Here is a 17,675-nt window from a genome sequence, read left to right as displayed (position 1 = left end):
GTAGCCGCGCTACCGTGGGTATGCGAACACGAGGAGGAACCGATGCCCACTCTGGCCGTCGTCGGTGGCGGCGCCATCGGGCTCGCCGCGGCATGGCGGGCCGCCGAGGCCGGGTGGTCGGTCACCCTGTTCGATCCGGCGCCCGGCTCCGGCGCCTCCTGGGTTGCCGGCGGAATGCTGGCCCCGCTGTCGGAGGGCTGGCCGGGCGAGGACGCGGTTCTGGAGTTCGGCGCCGCCGCGCTCGCGCATTGGCCCGCCTTCGCCGCCCGGCTCGAGGCCGCCACCGGCACCGACGTCTACGTCGCCGAGCAGACGCTGACGGTGGCACTGGACGCCGCCGACGCCGCGGACCTGCACACCATCGCCGACTGGGTCGGTGGCCACGGCCACGACCTGCGCATTCTCGACCGCGCCGGGGTACGCGAGCTGGAACCGGGCCTGGCCCGCACCGTCCGCGCCGGCATGCTTGCCACTGCCGAGCCCGCCATCGACAACCGGCTGCTGCTCACCGCGCTGCGGGTGGCCGTCGACGCCGCCGGGGTCGAGGTGCGCGCCGACACCGTCGACGACCTCGATGCCCTGCCACACGATCAGATCGTGCTGGCCGCGGGCGCTTCGTCCGCCCGGCTCTGCCCGCAGCTGCCGGTTCGCCCGGTCAAGGGCGAGATCCTGCGGTTGCGCCATCGTCCGGGGGCACAGCCGGTGCCGACCCGGGTGATCCGGGCTCGCGTGCACGGCAGGCCGGTGTATCTGGTGCCGCGTGGCGATGGAATCGTCGTCGGCGCAACACAATACGAGGCGGGCTTCGACGTGGCGGTCACCGTCGCCGGTGTCCGCGACCTGATCGCCGACGCCGAAGCCATTCTGCCCGGGATCGGCGAATACGAACTGGCCGAAGCGAATGCGGGCTCGCGTCCCGGCACACCGGACAATCTGCCGCTGATCGGCAGGCTCACCGACCGGATCATCGCCGCCACCGGACATGGCCGCAACGGCATGCTCACCACCGCCATCACCGCCGACGCGGTGCTGGCCGAGCTGGCGGGCGCCCCGCTGCCCGAGGTGGCTTCGGCTGATCCGCAACGCTTCTCGGCGCCGTCCGCGCCGGCTGTCTCATCCGCAGGAGGAGTTCGATGACCGCGCTATCCGTGCCCATCGGTGTCACCGTGAACGGCGAGGACCACGAGTTCGCCGAACCGCTGTCCGTGCGCGAACTGCTCACCCGGCTGGATCTGCCCTGCCAGGGGGTGGCGCTGGCCGTCGACGGCGCGGTGTTCCCGAAATCGCGCTGGGACGAGCCGGTCGGCCGCGGCTGGCAGATCGACGTGCTGACGGCGGTCCAGGGTGGCTGACTCCGTGGCCCCCGACGTTCCGCTCGAGATCGCGGGCAGGCAGTTCGGCTCCCGGCTCATCATGGGCACCGGCGGCGCCGAGAGCCTGGCAGTGCTGGAAGAGGCCCTGGTCGCCTCCGGCACCGAGCTGACCACGGTTGCCATGCGCCGGGTCGACGCGGCCGGCGGCACCGGCGTGCTCGACCTGCTCAAGCGCCTCGACATCGCCCCGCTGCCCAATACCGCGGGCTGCCGCACCGCCGCCGAGGCGGTGCTCACCGCGCAGCTGGCCCGCGAGGCGCTCGACACCAATTGGGTCAAGCTCGAGGTCGTCGCCGACGAGCGCACCCTGCTGCCCGACCCGATCGAACTGCTCGACGCGGCGGAAAAGCTGGTCGACGCCGGTTTCGTGGTCCTGCCCTACACCAACGATGACCCGATCCTGGCCCGTCGGCTCGAGGAAGCGGGTTGCGCGGCGGTGATGCCGCTGGGCGCACCGATCGGCACCGGTCTCGGCATCGGCAATCCGCACAATATCGAGATGATCGTGGCCGAGGCGGGGGTGCCGGTGATCCTGGACGCCGGGATCGGTACCGCGAGCGATGCCGCGCTGGCCATGGAACTGGGCTGCTCGGCGGTGCTGCTGGCGACGGCGGTGACCCGGGCCAGGCGACCGGCGCTGATGGCGGCCGCCATGGCCGACGCCGTGCGGGCCGGTCGACTGGCGCGCGAGGCCGGGCGGATTCCCAAGCGCTTCTGGGCTCAGGCGTCGTCACCGGCGATCGGCTGACCGGACCGACCCCTCGGGGTCGACCCCGGGGATCACCGAGGGAACAGATCATCCTCGAGGATGACCGATCGCAAGCCTTTATACCGACGCGCGCCGGCGGATTCTGCGCAATGCTGTAGGCATGATCGAACTGAAGGGCCTGACCAAGCACTACGGGCAGACCGTCGCGGTTCAGGATCTGACCTTCACCGTTCGTCCCGGACAGGTGACGGGCTTCCTCGGACCGAACGGCGCCGGTAAGTCGACCACGATGCGCATGATCCTCGGGCTGGACCGGCCGACCGCCGGTACCGCGCTGATCAACGGCAGGCCGTACCACGAGCTGGAGCAGCCGCTGCGCGAAGTGGGTGCGCTGCTGGACGCCAAATGGGTCCACCCGAACCGTTCCGCGCGCGCTCATCTGCAATGGATGGCCGCCTCCAACGGCATCCCGAAATCGCGGGTCGAAGAGGTGCTGCGGCTGGTCGGCCTGTCCGAGGTCGCCGGGAAGAACGCGGGCGGATTCTCCCTCGGCATGTCGCAGCGCCTCGGCCTGGCCGGCGCGCTGCTCGGCGATCCGCCGGTGCTGCTGTTCGACGAGCCGGTCAACGGCCTCGACCCCGAGGGCATCCTCTGGATCCGCCGGTTCATGCAGCGCCTGGCCGCCGAGGGTCGCACCGTGCTGGTGTCGAGCCACCTGCTGTCGGAGATGGCGCAGACCGCCGAGCACCTGGTGGTGATCGGGCGCGGCAAGCTCATCTCGGATTCGACCACGCAGGAATTCATCGACCGCGCTTCGGAGTCGTCGGTGCGGGTGCGCAGCCCGCAGCTCGACCAGCTGCGCAGCATCCTCACCTCCAACGGCATGACCGTGCGCGAGGACGGCACCGGCCAGGACGGCCCGGCGCTGATGATCGCAGGCGTCACCAGTGACGCGGTCGGCAAGCTGGCCGGCGCGAACGACATCACGCTGTTCGAACTCGCGCCGCAGCGGGCCTCGCTGGAGGAGGCGTTCATGCGGATGACCGGCGGCGCCGTGCAGTACCACGGCGGGGGCGTCGGCACCGACGATCAGGTGATGGGAGGTGCGCTGTGATCGGCGTGCTGGAAGCGGAACGGATCAAACTGACCTCGACCAGGTCGCCTTGGTGGTGCTCGGCGATCGTCGTCGTGCTCGGCCTCGGCCTGGCGGCGCTGTTCGCCCTGGTCGTACGCACCGCGGGCACCGATTCGGGTGAGGTGCCCTCGCTCGATATCGGCACGGTGACCGCGGGCGTCTCGGGCTTCGGCGTGATGGTCTTGATGATCATGGCCGCGCTCACGGTGACCAGCGAATACCGCTTCGGCGTCATCCGCACGACGTTCCAGGCGGTGCCCAACCGCAACCTGGTGATCCTCACCAAGACCGCGCTCGTCGGGTTCTACGGCGCCGTGCTCACCACGGCGCTCGCGTTCGGCGCGTTCCTGGTCGGCAAGCTGGTCGGCGGGTCCGAAGCGGCCGCGACCCTGGTGCTGGAAGGCCACTGGCGCACGATCTACGGCCTGCCCATCTACACCTTCCTGTGCGTGGCGCTGGCCATCGCGGTCGGTGTGCTGGTGCGGCAGTCGGCGGCGGCCATCTCGCTGATCGTGCTGTGGTCGCTGCTCATCGAGCCGCTGCTGGGCGCCTTCGGTAGCTTCGGCCGCAATGTGACGCCGTTCCTGCCCTTCGCCAACGCCAACCGTTTCCTCGCGGTCGAAGGACCGGTGGGCAACTGGCACTGGGGCGTGTGGGGCAGCCTGCTCTACTTCATCGCCTTCGTCGCGATCGTGTTCGGTGGTGCGCTGTTCGCGGTGAACCAACGTGACGCCTAGTCCGAACCCATGACTACCCGAGTTGCCCTCCCTCGCCACTCGGGTTGTGGGTAGCAGACCTTGTCGGGAGGTCCGCGCCCCTCGCACCGTCCGCCACTGCCCGGCGGACGGTGCGGTACTTTCCGGCCCGGTGCGAACTTTCGCACCGGGCCGGTGCCGTTTATCGCCGTCACCGGCGCCGGGTCGGCTGGGATACCCTCGGGGCGTGAGCAGAACACCTTCCGGCGGTGCGGTGTCCGGACCGGAACCGGAAGCCGATGGCGCCGTCCCCGGCGCGGTCGATTCCCCGGCGGAAGCCGGGTCCTCCCGTCGCCCCCGGCCGCGTGCGTTCGCGGCCCTGATGACGGCGGCCAACCAGCGCCCGGACGTGATCGGCGCGCTACGCAAGGCTCGCGAACAGCTACCCGGCGATCCATCCTTCGGTGATCCGCTGTCGGTGTCCGGGCCGGGTGGTCCGCGTGCGGTCGCGCGGGCGGCGGAGAAGTTCGTCGGTCCCCGTCCCAGCGCGGCGCGTGAGATCGGTTTTGGCGCGTTGCAGGTGTGGCAGGCGGCGCTGGAGCGGGTGGGCCGCGGCCGCGGCAGTCAGGAAGTCACGGTGATGTTCACCGACCTGGTGTCGTTCTCCAAGTGGTCGCTGTCGGCCGGCGACGAGGCCACTCTCGAACTGTTGCGCCGGGTGGCCAAGGCCATCGAGCCGCCGATCGCCGAGCGCGGCGGTCAGGTGGTCAAACGCATGGGTGACGGCGTGATGGCGGTGTTCCCGACCGCCGATGCCGCGGTGCGGGCCGCGGTGGCGGCCAAGCAGGCGCTGACCGAGGTGAGCGTGGATGGTTACCGCCCGCAGATGCGGATCGGCCTGCACACCGGCTCGCCCCGCGAGATCGGCGGCGACTGGCTCGGCGTCGACGTCACCATCGCCGCGCGGGTGATGGAAGCCGGCGGCAACGGTCGCACCATGCTCTCGGAGGCCACATTGCGTTCGGTCTCACCGGGCGTGCTCGAGGAGCTGGGTTACGCGGTCAAGCCGTACCGGCGGGGCATGTTCGCCGCGCCGCTCAGCGGTGTGCCGGAAGACCTGCGCATTTTCCGGCTGACGAGCAGCTAGATCAACCAGACGACCGCGCCGACGGCCGCCAGCACCGCGCATACGCCCAGGGCGATGGCGAGCGGGCGCGCGGTCTTCCAGGTGGTGTAGGCCCCGCCGATCAGGAATCCGGCGAGAGCGAAGAGGAAGACCACGGCGACATCGGAGGACATGGTGCCGATTCTGCCGTCTGCGTACCAGGTGCCCGCATCTGACCCTTTCCACCTGCTCGACTGGCGCAACCGGCCGCCGGCCATTCGCCTGCGGAAATTCGCAGCCGACGATAACTCCCAATTAACAAGCACGCAAGCTTGATTTTTTCCCGGGCGGCTGTGATGCTGGGTGGCATACGCGGATCCCGGGCGCCGTGGGGTGCCCTCGTGATCGCAGCGGCCCGATCCAGCGCGACAGGAGGCATACCCGCTGATGAGTAGGCTGGCCGACGATCCGGACGTCATCCGGATCGGCAACTGTTCCGGGTTCTACGGCGACCGGTTGAGCGCGATGCGCGAGATGCTCGAAGGCGGGCCGCTCGACGTGCTCACCGGCGACTACCTCGCCGAACTCACCATGCTGATCCTGGGCCGGGACCGGATGAAGGACCCGAGCCTCGGGTATGCGAAAACCTTCGTCAAGCAGATCGAGGAATGCCTCGGGCTGGCGCTGGAACGCAATGTCCAGATCGTCACCAACGCGGGCGGGCTGAACCCGGCCGGGCTGGCGGAGAAGTTGCGCAAGGTGGCGGCGGAGCTGGGCCTGGACGCCAAGGTCGCGCACGTCGAGGGTGACGATCTGGCCGGGCGGGCCGCCGAACTCGGGCTGGGTTCCCCGCTCACCGCCAATGCCTATCTCGGTGCGTGGGGCATTGTGGAATGCCTGAACTCCGGCGCCGACATCGTCGTCACCGGGCGGGTCACCGACGCCTCGGTGATCGTCGGGCCTGCCGCCGCGCACTTCGGCTGGGAGCGCACCGATTACGACCGGCTCGCGGGCGCCGTGGTGGCCGGGCACGTCATCGAATGCAGCACCCAGGCCACCGGCGGCAACTACGCCTTCTTCACCGAACTCGCCGATCTCGGCCGGCCCGGGTTCCCGATCGCCGAGATCCGCCGTGACGGCAGCAGCGTGATCACCAAACACGACGGCACCGGCGGCGCGGTCACCGTCGACACGGTGCGCGCCCAGCTCATGTACGAGATCCAGGGCGCGCGCTACGCCGGCCCCGATGTGACCACCCGGCTCGACACCATTGAGCTGGAGCAGGAAGGCGCCGACCGGGTGCTGATCAGCGGCGTCACCGGGGAGGCGCCGCCGCCGCAGTTGAAGGTCTCGCTCAATACTCTCGGCGGTTTCCGCAACGAGATGGAGTTCGTGCTCACCGGACTCGATATCGAGGCGAAAGCCGAACTGGCGCAACGTCAGCTGGAATCCTGGCTTACTGTGCGCCCCGCCGAACTCGACTGGACGCTGGCCCGCCTCGACCGCTCGGACGCCGGCACCGAGGAGCAGGCCAGCGCGCTGCTGCGCTGCGTGGTGCGCGATCCGGATCCGAACAAGGTGGGCCGCGCCTTCTCCAGCGTCGCTGTGGAACTCGCGCTGGCCAGCTACCCGGGGTGCAGCTTCACCACGCTGCCGGGCAACGGTTCGCCGTACGGCGTGTACACGCCGGGCTTCGTCGACGCGGCCGAGGTGCCACATGTCGCCGTGCTGGCCGACGGCACCCGCGTCGATATCGCGCAGGCTTCCGAAACCCGTGCACTCGAGCCGGTTCCGACTCCAGAGCTTCCGGAACCATTGACGCCCACCGACACTCGACGCGCGCCATTGGGCACGATCGCGCTGGCGCGCAGCGGCGACAAGGGCGGCGATGCCAATATCGGCGTCTGGGTGCGCACCGAGGAGCAGTGGCGCTGGCTGGCGCACACGCTGACCGTCGACCGGCTGCGCGAACTGCTGCCGGAAACCGCTTCGCTCGAGGTCACCCGGCACGTGCTGCCGAACCTGCGGGCACTGAACTTCATCATCTCCGGTCTGCTCGGCAAGGGCGTGGCCTATCAGGCCCGTTTCGACCCGCAGGCCAAGGGGCTCGGCGAATGGCTTCGGTCCCGTCATATCGATATTCCGAACCAGTTGCTGGAGGACGCCCGATGAGTGTGTGGGATACGCCGGAACGTCAGGAACTGCGCAGCACGGTGCGCCGGTTCGTCGAGCGGGAGATCCTGCCCGACCTCGACGCCTGGGAGCGGGCCGGTGAGCTGCCGCGGGAACTGCACAAGAAGGCCGGTGAACTCGGCCTGCTCGGCATCGACGTCCCGGAGTCGGTGGGCGGGTCCGGCGGCAATGCCATCGACGCGGTGATCCTCGGTGAGGAGTTCCACCAGGCCGGCGCCTCCGGTGGTGCCTGGGCCTCGTTGATGACCTGCGGGATCGCGTTGCCGCACATCATCGCCTCCGGCAACGCCGAGCAGATCGATCGCTGGGTGCGCCCGACGCTGACCGGTGACCTGATCGGTTCGCTGGCCATCACCGAACCCGGCGGCGGCTCCGACGTCGGCCATCTGACCACGTCGGCGGTGCGCGACGGCGACCACTACCTCATCAACGGCGCCAAGACCTTCATCACCTCGGCCTGCCGCGCCGACTTCGTGGTCACCGCGGTGCGCACCGGCGGCCCGGGCGCGGCGGGTGTCTCGCTGATCATCGTGCCCACCGATACGCCGGGCTTCACGGTGGCGCGCAAGCTGGAGAAGATGGGCTGGCTGGCCTCCGACACCGCCGAACTGTCCTACGAGGACGTGCGGGTGCCGGTGGAGAACCTGGTCGGCGCGGAGAACACCGGATTCGCCCAGATCGCCACCGCGTTCGTCAGCGAGCGGGTCGGTCTGGCGGTGCAGGCCTACGCACAGGCCCAGCGCGCGCTCGACCTGACCCTGGAATGGTGCCGCAACCGCGAGACCTTCGGCCGCCCGCTGATCAGCCGCCAGTCGGTGCAGATGACGCTCACCGAGATGCACCGCCGCGTCGACCTGGCCCGGGTCTACACCCGCGCGCTGGTCGAACGTCACGCGGCCGGTGAGCAGGGCCTGATCGCCGAGGTGTGCTTCGCCAAGAACACCGCCGTCGAGACCGCCGAATGGGTGGCCAACCAGGGCGTTCAGCTGCACGGTGGCATGGGTTACATGCGCGAATCCGAGATCGAACGCATCTACCGCGATGTCCGCATCCTCGGCATCGGCGGTGGCACCAACGAAATCCTGACCATGCTGGCGTCGAAAGTATTGGGGTACCAGTCGTGACGACCTTCCGTTCCACACTCGATCCGTCGTCGCCGGAATACACCGCGGCCGCGGAGGCCATGACCGGCAAGCTCGCCGAACTCGAGGCCGAATTCGCCAAGGCCATCGCCGGCGGCGGGCCGGACAAGGTGGCCCGCCATCACAAGCGCGGCAAGCTCACCGCGCGCGAGCGCATCGAACTGCTGCTGGATGAGGATTCGCCGTTCCTGGAGCTGTGCCCGCTGGCGGCCTGGGGCAGCGAGTTCCAGGTCGGCGCGTCGACCATCGCCGGTATCGGTGTGGTCGAGGGCGTCGAATGCATGATCGTTGCGCCGGATCCGACGGTGCGCGGCGGTACCTCGAACCCGTGGACGCTGCGTAAGACGTTGCGCATCAACGAGATCGTCAAGCAGAACCGGCTGCCGGTGATCTCGCTGGTGGAATCCGGCGGCGCCGATCTGCCGACGCAGAAGGAAGTCTTCATCCCGGGTGGCGCGATGTTCCGCGATCTCACCCAGGCCTCGGCGGCGGGCATCCCGACGATTTCGCTGGTGTTCGGCAACTCCACCGCCGGTGGCGCCTACATCCCCGGCATGTCCGACTACGTGGTGATGGTCAAGGAGGGCGCCAAGGTTTTCCTCGGTGGTCCGCCGCTGGTGAAGATGGCCACCGGTGAGGAGTCCGACGACGAATCTCTCGGCGGCGCCGAAATGCACGCCCGCGTCTCGGGTCTGGCCGACTACTTCGCCGCCGACGAACAGGACGCGATCCGTCTCGGCCGCGCCATCGTGCGCCGGTTGAACTGGAAGAAGCAGGGCCCGCAGCCGCGTAGCGAGGTCATCTCGCCGCTGTACGACCCCGAGGAACTGCTCGGCATCGTGCCCTCGGATCTGAAGATCCCGTTCGATCCGCGCGAGGTGATCGCCCGCATCGTCGACGGTTCGGATTTCGACGAGTTCAAGCCGATGTACGGTTCCAGCCTGGTCACCGGCTGGGCCGAACTGCATGGCTACCCGATCGGCATCCTCGCCAACGCCCGCGGTGTGCTGTTCTCCGAGGAATCGCAGAAGGCCACCCAGTTCATCCAGCTGGCCAATCGGTCCAACACGCCACTGTTGTTCCTGCACAACACCACCGGCTACATGGTCGGCAAGGAGTACGAGCAGGGCGGCATCATCAAGCACGGCTCGATGATGATCAACGCGGTGTCGAACTCGAAGGTGCCGCACATCTCGCTGCTGATCGGCGCCTCCTACGGCGCGGGCCACTACGGCATGTGCGGGCGCGCGTTCAACCCGCGTTTCCTGTTCGCCTGGCCGAGCGCGAAATCCGCCGTCATGGGCGGTGCGCAGTTGGCGGGCGTCATCACCATCGTGCAGCGGGCCGCGGCCCAGGCCAAGGGCCTGACCTTCGACGAGGACGGTGCCGCCGCCATGAGCGCGATGGTGGAGGCGCAGATCGAGGCCGAATCGCTGCCGATGTTCCTGTCCGGGCGCATCTACGACGACGGCATCATCGACCCGCGTGATACCCGCACCGTGCTGGGAATGGCGTTGTCGGCCATTCATTCAGCCCCGATCCAGGGCGCCGAGGGCTTCGGCGTCTTCCGAATGTGAGGCGGACGGTCGTGCCTACAGCCATTACCAATGTCCTGGTCGCCAACCGTGGTGAGATCGCGCGCCGGGTGTTCGCCACCTGCCGTCGCATGGGTATCGCCACCACTGCGGTCTACTCCGACGCCGACGCGGCATCCCCGCATGTTGCCGAGGCCGATGCCGCGATCCGGCTGCCCGGCAATACGCCCGGCGAGACCTACCTGCGCGGTGAGCTGATCATCGAGGCGGCACTGTCGGCGGGCGCCGACGCGATCCACCCGGGCTACGGATTCCTTTCCGAGAACGCCGAATTCGCGCGCGCTGTGCAGGCTGCCGGTCTGGTGTGGATCGGTCCGCCGGTGGCCGCCATCGAGCAGATGGGCTCCAAGGTCGAGTCCAAGAAGATGATGGACGCCGCCGGTGTGCCGGTACTGGCCGAACTGGATCCGGCCGAGGTCACCGACGACCATCTGCCGGTGCTGATCAAGGCCTCCGCCGGTGGTGGTGGCCGCGGTATGCGCGTGGTGCGTGAGCTGAGCGAGCTGCCCGGCCAGATCGAGGCGGCGCGGCGCGAGGCCGAATCGGCCTTCGGCGATCCGACGGTGTTCTGCGAGCGGTATCTGGAGACCGGACGGCACATCGAGGTCCAGGTCATGTCCGATACCGCCGGCACCACCTGGGCGGTGGGCGAGCGGGAATGCTCGATCCAGCGTCGTCATCAGAAGGTCGTCGAGGAAGCGCCGTCGCCGCTGGTCGAGAAGATCGACGGCATGCGCGATCGCCTGTTCGAGGCGGCGCGGCTGGCCGCCGAGGCCATCGGTTACGAGGGTGCGGGCACCGTCGAGTTCCTGGCCGACGAGAAGGGCGATTTCTTCTTCCTGGAGATGAACACCCGTCTCCAGGTGGAGCATCCGGTCACCGAACAGACCACCGGACTCGACCTGGTGCGCTTGCAGTTGCAGGTGGCCTCCGGGCTGCCGCTGCCGCCGGTGCAGCCGGCCAAGCGCGGGCATTCGATCGAGGTCCGGCTCTACGCCGAGGACCCGGCGCACGACTGGCAGCCGCAGAGCGGCCCGGTGCACAAACTCGACATCCCCTTCACCGCAGGCGAATTCACCGTCCTGGAGCAGCCTGGCGTGCGGCTGGACACCGGCGTGGTGGACGGTTCGGTGGTCGGCGTGCACTACGACCCGATGCTGGCCAAGGTCATCTCCTACGCCGAGACCCGCGCCGAGGCCGCGCATCTGCTGGCCACCGCCTTGCAGCGGGCCAAGGTGCACGGCCTGGTCACCAACCGCGATCTGCTGGTGCGGGTGCTGCGGCATCCGGCATTCCTGGCCGGCGACACCGACACCGCGTTCTTCGATACGCACGGTCTCGACGCGCTGTCGGCGCCGTTGACCAGCGAAGCCGATGAGGCCCTGTCGATCGTCGCGGCGGCGCTGGCCGACTCGGCGGCGAATCGCCGCGCGGCCCGGGTGGATGGTGGAATCCCCAGCGGCTGGCGCAATCTCGCGTCCGCACCGCAGACCAAGTCGTATGAGAGCCGCGTCAGCGGGACCCACGAGGTGCGCTACCGGTTCACCCGCACCGGCGTGCAGGTCGACGGCCACGACGGCCTGGAGCTGATCGACCTCACTCCCGAACGCGTCGTGCTGAGCGTGCCCGGCGAACGCGGGCCCGTGCGCAGGCAGTTCGAGATCTCCCGCTACGGCGATCTCGTCTGCGTCGACTCCCCGCTCGGCCCGGTCGCGGTGCGCCGGTTGCCGCGCTTCACCGACCCGGCCGATCAGGTCGCGGCGGGCTCGCTGCTCGCGCCGATGCCCGGCAGCGTCATCCGGCTCGGCGCCGCCGTCGGTGACCAGGTCGAACAAGGACAGCCGGTGCTGTGGCTGGAGGCGATGAAGATGGAACACACCATCGTCGCCCCCGCTACCGGTGTACTGACCGAACTCAATGTGACCGTCGGCCAGCAGGTCGAGGTCGGCGCGGTGCTCGCCGTGGTGGACGAGCCCTCGGAAGATCCGTCATGACCAGGTCAGGCCCGGAGACGGCAGCGAAGCGTCACCATGGAGGGCCCCTGGTCATGACCAATTGGACACAGGAGTAGGCAATGAGCTTCATCGAATCCGACGAGCGCAAGGAACTGCGGGCCGCCGTCGCCGCGCTCGCCGCGAAATACAACTACCGCGACTACGTGCTGCCGAAGGCGCGCGCGAACGAGCCGCTCGACGAGCTGTGGGCCGAGGCGGGCAAACTCGGCTTCCTCGGCGTCAATCTGCCGGAGGAGTACGGCGGCGGTGGCGCGGGTATGTACGAGCTGGCCCTGGTGATGGAGGAACTGGCCGCCCAGGGCGCGGGCCTGCTGCTGATGGTGGTCTCCCCGGCCATCTGCGGCACCATCATCACCAAATACGGCACCGACGAGCAGAAGGCGGCCTGGCTGCCCAAGCTCTCCGACGGCAGCGGCAAGATGGTCTTCGGCATCACCGAACCCGATGCCGGCTCCAACTCGCACCAGATCACCACCACCGCCCGCCGCGACGGTGACGACTGGATCCTCAACGGCCGCAAGATCTTCATTTCCGGCGTCGATCAGGCCGAGGCCGTGCTGATCGTGTCCCGTACCGAGGACCACAAGACCGGCAAGCTCAAGCCGGCCCTGTTCATCGTCCCGACCGACGCTCCCGGCTTCCAGAAGACGCCGCAGGAGATGGACATCATCGAGCCCGACCACCAGTTCACGCTGTTCCTCGACGACGTCCGGCTGCCCGCCAGCGCACTGGTCGGCAAGGAGGACGCCGCGCTCATGCAGCTGTTCGCCGGGCTGAACCCCGAGCGCATCATGGGCGCCGCGATGGCCGTCGGCATGGGCCGCTACGCCATCGACCGGGCGGTGGAATACGCCAAGGAGCGCACCGTCTGGAAGACCCCGATCGGCGCGCACCAGGGCATCGCGCATCCGCTGGCACAGGTGAAGATCGAGCTCGAGCAGGCCAAGCTGATGATGCAGAAGGCCGCCACCCTCTACGACGCGGGCGACGAGATGGGTGCCGCCGAGGCCGCGAACATGGCCAAGTACGCCGCGGGCGAGGCCAGCATCAAGGCCCTCGACCAGGCCATCCAGACTCACGGCGGGGCCGGCCTGACCAGCGAGTACGGGCTGGCGGCCATGCTCGGTGCCGCGCGCATCGCGCGGATCGCGCCGGTGAGCCGGGAGATGATCCTCAACTTCGTCGCCCAGCATTCGCTGGGTCTGCCGAAGTCCTACTGAGCCGGGGAATCATGACCGAGACAACCGACGCGCCGTTCGTGCGCTACGAGGTGGCCGACGGGTTCGCGACGCTGACCTTCGATTCGCCACACAATCGAAACGCGCTGTCGTCCAAGCTGGTCCGCGAACTGGTGGCCGGGATCGACGCCGCCGTCACCGATCCGGCGGTACGCGGCATCGTGCTCACCCACACCGGCAATACCTTTTGCGCCGGAGCGGATCTGAGCGAGGCCGCGAACTCCGACCCCGCCACCGCGGCCGATCAGCGCACCCGTCAGATGATCGACGTGCTGCGCGGGCTGGTGGCCGCGCCGAAGCCGGTGATCGCCCAGATCGACGGCAATGTGCGCGCGGGCGGCATGGGCATCATCGCCGCCTGCGATCTGGTGGTGGCCGGTCCGTCCAGCAGTTTCGCGCTCACCGAGGTGCGAATCGGCATGGCGCCGTTCATGATCTCGCTGACCCTGCTGCCCCGGCTGAACCAGCGCGCGGCCAGTCGCTACTACCTCACCGGTGAGAAATTCGACACTGCGGTGGCGCAGGAGATCGGACTGATCACCATCGCCGCCGACGACCCGGCGGCCGAGGTCAAGCGACTGTGCGGTGAGCTGCGCAAAGGCTCGCCGCAGGGGCTGGCGGAATCGAAGAAGCTGGTCAACGCGGCGCTGCTGGCCGGGTTCGACGCCGAAGCCGAGCAACTCGCGCAACGCTCCGGCAGCTTCTTCGGCACCCCGGAGGTGATCGAGGGCATGACGGCCTTCTTACAGAAGCGCCCGCCGAGCTGGGCACAATAGGCCCATGGCGACACCCCACGAACCCAAGCAGGACCGTAGCCGGGCCACCCGGCAGCGGCTGCTCGAGGCAACCATCGACTGCCTGGCCGAGATGGGCTGGGCGGCCGCGACGGTGGCCGTGGTCGCCGAGCGGGCCGGGGTGTCGCGTGGGGCCGCCCAGCATCATTTCCCCACCCGGGAAGATCTGATCACCGCGGCCCTGGAGTACATGTTCGACACCAGGACCGAACAGGCCAAGGCGGAGGCGGCCACGGTGGCCGCCACCGCGGTGGGCGTCGGGCGGACCGAGGCCGTGGTGGCGGGGCTGGTCGAGTCCTACACCAGCCCGCTGTTCAAGGCGGCCTTGCAGGTGTGGACCCATGCCGCCGCCGACCCGGCGCTGCGGGAACGCATCGTCCCGCTGGAAGCGCGCTTCGGCCGGGTGTCGCACCGGCGTGCGGTCGAGGCACTCGGCGTCGACGATGCCGACCCGGTGGCCCACCACCTGGTCCAGGCCACCCTGGATATGGCCCGCGGTCTCGGCCTGGCCGACGTGCTCACCGACGACTCGGCGCGGCGCAAACAAATCGTCCACCAGTGGGCGGTGACGTTGCATTCGGCGCTGGAGAACGGGCGCTGACGGCGCCGGTTTGTGACCCTTCGGAGTCGCGGCCGCGCCGACATTGCGATACTGCACAATTTCGCGTTACCGCGCGTTCACGGCTGTTAACGTCGGCGCCGGAGGTGGCAGATTGAGCGGGGAACTCGATGTCGACGTTCTCATCGTCGGTTCCGGGTTCGGCGGCAGCGTTTCGGCGCTGCGGCTGACGGAGAAGGGCTATCGAGTCGCAGTACTCGAGGCCGGGCGGCGCTTCGCCGACGACGAGTTCGCGGCGACCAACTGGGACATGCGCAAGTACCTGTGGGCGCCCAAGCTCGGCTGCTACGGAATCCAGCGCATCCACCGGCTACGTGACTGCTTCATCCTGGCCGGCGCCGGTGTGGGCGGTGGATCGTTGAATTACGCCAACACGCTGTACAAGCCGGGACCGGCGTTCTTCTCGGATCGGCAGTGGGCCGATATCACCGATTGGGACGACGAGCTGAGCCCGTTCTACGAGCAGGCCACCCGCATGCTCGGCGTGGTGCGCAATCCGCATATGACGCCCGCCGACGACGTCATCCGGGCGGTCGCCGAGGATATGGGCGCCGGTGAGACCTTCGTGCCCACACCCGTCGGGGTGTACTTCGGCGAACCGGGCAAAACCGTGCCCGACCCGTATTTCGGTGGTGTCGGACCGGACCGCACCGGCTGTATCGAATGCGGCGAATGCATGAGCGGCTGCCGGCACGGCGCGAAGAACACCCTGGTCAAGAACTATCTCGGGCTGGCCGAAAAGGCCGGGGCGCAGGTGCACCCGATGACGACGGTGACCGCCATCCGCCCGCAATCCGATGGCAGCTGGCTGGTCGACACCCACCGCACCGGATCCTGGACCCGCCGCGGCCGCCGCACCTTCCGCGCCGGCCGGGTGGTGCTCGCTGCCGGGACCTGGGGCACCCAGCGGTTGCTGTTCAAGATGCGCGACACCGGCGTGATGCCGGAGCTGTCGAAGCGATTGGGCGTGCTGACCCGCACCAACTCCGAGGCCATCCTCGGCGCCGGACGTACCGAGGTCGACCCGGAGATGGACATCACCCGCGGCGTCGCCATCACCTCGTCGTTCCATCCCACGCCCGACACCCACGTCGAACCCGTGCGCTACGGCAAGGGCTCCAATGCGATGGGCCTGTTGCAGACCTACCTCATCGACGGCGGTCACCGGATTCCGCCATGGGTGCGGGTACTGCCGGTGGCGTTCAAACAGCCGATCCGCACGGTGCGGCTGCTGCGCACCCGGCAGTGGAGCGAACGCACGCTGATCCTGCTGGTCATGCAGTCGCTGGACAACTCCATCACCACCTACACCAAGCGTGGGCTGTTCGGGCGGAAGTTCGCCAGCAAGCAGGGCTACGGCGAACCCAACCCGACCTGGATTCCCGCGGGCCACGAAGCCACCCGCCGCGTCGCCGACAAGCTCGGCGCCACCGCGGGCAGCACCTGGCCGGACCTGTTCGACGTCCCGATGACGGCCCACTTCATCGGTGGCTGTGCCATCGGCGCCGACCCCGACCACGGCGTTATCGACTCCTACCACCGCGTCTACGGCTACCCGACGTTGAGCGTCGTTGACGGCGCCGCCATCTCCGCCAACCTGGGCGTCAACCCGTCGCTCACCATCGTCGCCCAAGCCGAACGCGCCGCCGCCCTCTGGCCCAACAAAGGCGAGCAGGACACCCGCCCGCCCATGGGCACCCCGCATCGGCGCATCCCGCCGGTCCCGCCGCGCAATCCGGTGGTCCCGCCGCACGCGCCTGCGGCATTGCGGTTGCCGATCGTCGGGTTCGGGCCCCAGCCCACACCCGAGCGCGGCGAAGTGGGGGCCTGATAGTCAGGCCCGCCGGCCTAGGCGTACAGGGTGGGTTCCAGGGTGGAATCCAGTACCCACTGCCGATACCCCGGGTGCGCCTGCACCACCGGGACGGCGAGTACCTGGGGTGTGTCGTCGGCATGCTCGGCGTCGGCGCGTTCGATGATCGCGCTCACCAGCGAACGCCGGGTGTGCAGAATCACCAGGTTCTCACCATTGGCGTGCACCGCACCGTTCCACCGATAGATCGACCGCACCCCGGAGATGATGTTGCCGCACGCAGCCAGCCGATCGGTGACCAATCCGCGAGTGAACTCGGCCAGCCATTCCGGATCGTTCGCGGTGATCGAGACATCAACGATTTCCTCGGACATGGCAGCAATTGTGCCCCGGACGTCGGCCAGCGGACCGGCGAGTGCGGTCGATGAGTACGATCGCCGCTTGTGGTGAAACGCGGCGACCGGGGTGCGGGGGAGGTTTCTGGTCGGCGGGTGGATGCGCGCACGCAGCGGTGGGCCGCGCATCGGGTGAAGGTGCGGGCGGAGTTCGTCGACGCGGCGTTCCGGGCGCTCGGGGAGGTCGGGCCCGAGGTCAGTATGGGGGAGATCGCGAAGGCGGCCGGGGCGGCAAAGCCCAAGCTGTATCGGCATTTCGCGGACAAGGCCGATCTGTACGACGCGATCGTGGATCGGATGCGGGATCTGCTGTGGGAGCGGATCGTCGACGGGGTCGATCTCACCAATGATCCTGTGCGCGAATTGATTCGGCGCGGGGCGAGTGAATACGTGGCGGTGGTGACCCAGCACCCGAATGTTTTCCGGTTCATTTTGAACGGGCATTTCGCCCAGCGCCGGGACAGTTCTTCGGAGTCGCCGCGTTCGCTGCAATCGGCCCGGCAGGCGGCCAAGCAGGTGGCCGATCTGTTCATGGGATCGGTGACCGAACGCCCGATCGACCCGAATGGTGTCGAGCTGGTGATCTATTCGGTTTTCGGTGCGGTGGCTTCGGCGACGGATTGGTGGCTCGGAGCCAATCTGCGGGAGGACCCGATGCCGGTGGAGCGTTTCGTCGCCTATCTCACCGAGATGGTGTCGGCCTTGGCCCGCGCGGACGCGCGGCTCAGCGGATTCACCATCGATGCCGATCAGCCATTGCACCTCGCCTTCACCACGGAGTGAGCGAACCCGCTGCGCGGCTGGACCCTCTGTGCCGCGTGCACTCGAACCACGCTGTTCTCGCTGTGCCGCGC

The 17,675-nt window shown here is 68.8% G+C and carries 17 protein-coding genes; 15 read left to right on the top strand and 2 right to left on the bottom strand.

Annotated elements, in window-relative coordinates; genetic code table 11:
- The first annotated feature begins 42 nt into the window (after window positions 1–42).
- From thiO to NOCYR_RS25880, 6 genes are all read left to right on the top strand, one after another.
- Window positions 43–1,137 (top strand): glycine oxidase ThiO, encoded by a 1,095-nt coding sequence (thiO, locus tag NOCYR_RS25905; protein WP_014353378.1) that lies wholly within the window; start codon window positions 43–45, stop codon window positions 1,135–1,137.
- Entirely contained in the window at window positions 1,134–1,352 is a 219-nt protein-coding gene (gene thiS / locus NOCYR_RS25900) for a sulfur carrier protein ThiS (protein WP_014353377.1), read from the top strand. The genes thiO and thiS overlap by 4 nt, the downstream gene beginning before the upstream one ends.
- Entirely contained in the window at window positions 1,345–2,121 is a 777-nt protein-coding gene (locus NOCYR_RS25895) for a thiazole synthase (protein WP_014353376.1), read from the top strand. Before thiS ends, NOCYR_RS25895 begins: the two co-directional genes overlap by 8 nt.
- Before the next feature lie 121 nt (window positions 2,122–2,242).
- On the top strand, window positions 2,243–3,196 hold the full coding sequence (locus NOCYR_RS25890; RefSeq protein ID WP_014353375.1) for an ABC transporter ATP-binding protein: 954 nt from the start codon (window positions 2,243–2,245) through the stop codon (window positions 3,194–3,196).
- Window positions 3,196–3,954, top strand: a complete 759-nt coding sequence (locus NOCYR_RS25885; protein WP_048834457.1) for an ABC transporter permease — start codon at window positions 3,196–3,198, stop codon at window positions 3,952–3,954. The genes NOCYR_RS25890 and NOCYR_RS25885 overlap by 1 nt, the downstream gene beginning before the upstream one ends.
- Before the next feature lie 205 nt (window positions 3,955–4,159).
- A complete protein-coding gene (locus tag NOCYR_RS25880; RefSeq protein ID WP_374760443.1) occupies window positions 4,160–5,059 on the top strand; it encodes an adenylate/guanylate cyclase domain-containing protein in 900 nt (299 codons plus the stop codon).
- On the opposite strand, the gene NOCYR_RS30000 is transcribed toward NOCYR_RS25880, so the two are convergent.
- Window positions 5,056–5,211: a hypothetical protein gene (locus tag NOCYR_RS30000; RefSeq protein ID WP_014353372.1), complete on the bottom strand. Its 156-nt coding sequence runs from the start codon at window positions 5,209–5,211 to the stop codon at window positions 5,056–5,058. The two genes, NOCYR_RS25880 and NOCYR_RS30000, sit on opposite strands and share 4 nt — an antisense overlap.
- 253 nt (window positions 5,212–5,464) lie before the next feature.
- On the opposite strand from NOCYR_RS30000, the gene NOCYR_RS25875 reads away from it, so the two are divergent.
- The 8 genes from NOCYR_RS25875 (at window position 5,465) to NOCYR_RS25840 (ending at window position 16,444) form a co-directional block, all read left to right on the top strand.
- Window positions 5,465–7,189, top strand: a complete 1,725-nt coding sequence (locus NOCYR_RS25875; protein WP_014353371.1) for an acyclic terpene utilization AtuA family protein — start codon at window positions 5,465–5,467, stop codon at window positions 7,187–7,189.
- Window positions 7,186–8,334 carry an acyl-CoA dehydrogenase family protein gene (locus NOCYR_RS25870; protein ID WP_014353370.1) on the top strand — a complete coding sequence of 383 codons (1,149 nt, stop codon included), beginning with the start codon at window positions 7,186–7,188 and terminating at the stop codon, window positions 8,332–8,334. The genes NOCYR_RS25875 and NOCYR_RS25870 overlap by 4 nt, the downstream gene beginning before the upstream one ends.
- Window positions 8,331–9,929 (top strand): acyl-CoA carboxylase subunit beta, encoded by a 1,599-nt coding sequence (locus tag NOCYR_RS25865; RefSeq protein WP_014353369.1) that lies wholly within the window; start codon window positions 8,331–8,333, stop codon window positions 9,927–9,929. Before NOCYR_RS25870 ends, NOCYR_RS25865 begins: the two co-directional genes overlap by 4 nt.
- An 11-nt stretch (window positions 9,930–9,940) precedes the next feature.
- The gene (locus NOCYR_RS25860; RefSeq protein ID WP_231855992.1) at window positions 9,941–11,941 is read left to right on the top strand and encodes an acetyl/propionyl/methylcrotonyl-CoA carboxylase subunit alpha; all 2,001 of its coding nucleotides are present in this window, start codon (window positions 9,941–9,943) and stop codon (window positions 11,939–11,941) included.
- An 80-nt stretch (window positions 11,942–12,021) separates the two neighbouring features.
- Window positions 12,022–13,182, top strand: a complete 1,161-nt coding sequence (locus tag NOCYR_RS25855; RefSeq protein ID WP_014353367.1) for an acyl-CoA dehydrogenase family protein — start codon at window positions 12,022–12,024, stop codon at window positions 13,180–13,182.
- Between the two features lie 11 nt (window positions 13,183–13,193).
- Window positions 13,194–13,976 (top strand): enoyl-CoA hydratase family protein, encoded by a 783-nt coding sequence (locus tag NOCYR_RS25850; protein WP_014353366.1) that lies wholly within the window; start codon window positions 13,194–13,196, stop codon window positions 13,974–13,976.
- A 4-nt stretch (window positions 13,977–13,980) separates the two neighbouring features.
- Window positions 13,981–14,595: a TetR/AcrR family transcriptional regulator gene (locus NOCYR_RS25845; RefSeq protein WP_014353365.1), complete on the top strand. Its 615-nt coding sequence runs from the start codon at window positions 13,981–13,983 to the stop codon at window positions 14,593–14,595.
- Between the two features lie 112 nt (window positions 14,596–14,707).
- Complete coding sequence (locus NOCYR_RS25840; RefSeq protein WP_014353364.1) at window positions 14,708–16,444, top strand: FAD-dependent oxidoreductase; 1,737 nt, start codon at window positions 14,708–14,710, stop codon at window positions 16,442–16,444.
- A 17-nt stretch (window positions 16,445–16,461) separates the two neighbouring features.
- On the opposite strand, the gene cutA is transcribed toward NOCYR_RS25840, so the two are convergent.
- Complete coding sequence (cutA, locus tag NOCYR_RS25835; protein WP_014353363.1) at window positions 16,462–16,800, bottom strand: divalent-cation tolerance protein CutA; 339 nt, start codon at window positions 16,798–16,800, stop codon at window positions 16,462–16,464.
- Between the two features lie 117 nt (window positions 16,801–16,917).
- Between cutA and NOCYR_RS25830 the strand changes: the two genes are divergently transcribed.
- Window positions 16,918–17,604: a TetR/AcrR family transcriptional regulator gene (locus NOCYR_RS25830; RefSeq protein WP_014353362.1), complete on the top strand. Its 687-nt coding sequence runs from the start codon at window positions 16,918–16,920 to the stop codon at window positions 17,602–17,604.
- Window positions 17,605–17,675 lie beyond the last annotated feature (71 nt).

The sequence above is a fragment of the Nocardia cyriacigeorgica GUH-2 genome, from assembly GCF_000284035.1.
Classification (GTDB): domain Bacteria; phylum Actinomycetota; class Actinomycetes; order Mycobacteriales; family Mycobacteriaceae; genus Nocardia; species Nocardia cyriacigeorgica_B.
The sequence above is the reverse complement of the archived record's forward strand: the minus strand, read 5'-3'. Positions and strand labels throughout refer to the sequence as shown.

Excerpts from the sequence above, each read along its gene's own strand:
- cutA (WP_014353363.1), bottom strand. The coding sequence starts at position 16,800 with ATGTCCGAGGAAATCGTTGATGTCTCGATCACCGCGAACGATCCGGAA.
- thiO (WP_014353378.1), top strand. The coding sequence starts at position 43 with ATGCCCACTCTGGCCGTCGTCGGTGGCGGCGCCATCGGGCTCGCCGCG.
- NOCYR_RS25855 (WP_014353367.1), top strand. The coding sequence starts at position 12,022 with ATGAGCTTCATCGAATCCGACGAGCGCAAGGAACTGCGGGCCGCCGTC.
- NOCYR_RS25850 (WP_014353366.1), top strand. The coding sequence starts at position 13,194 with ATGACCGAGACAACCGACGCGCCGTTCGTGCGCTACGAGGTGGCCGAC.
- NOCYR_RS30000 (WP_014353372.1), bottom strand. The coding sequence starts at position 5,211 with ATGTCCTCCGATGTCGCCGTGGTCTTCCTCTTCGCTCTCGCCGGATTC.
- NOCYR_RS25890 (WP_014353375.1), top strand. The coding sequence starts at position 2,243 with ATGATCGAACTGAAGGGCCTGACCAAGCACTACGGGCAGACCGTCGCG.
- NOCYR_RS25875 (WP_014353371.1), top strand. The coding sequence starts at position 5,465 with ATGAGTAGGCTGGCCGACGATCCGGACGTCATCCGGATCGGCAACTGT.
- NOCYR_RS25870 (WP_014353370.1), top strand. The coding sequence starts at position 7,186 with ATGAGTGTGTGGGATACGCCGGAACGTCAGGAACTGCGCAGCACGGTG.
- thiS (WP_014353377.1), top strand. The coding sequence starts at position 1,134 with ATGACCGCGCTATCCGTGCCCATCGGTGTCACCGTGAACGGCGAGGAC.
- NOCYR_RS25845 (WP_014353365.1), top strand. The coding sequence starts at position 13,981 with ATGGCGACACCCCACGAACCCAAGCAGGACCGTAGCCGGGCCACCCGG.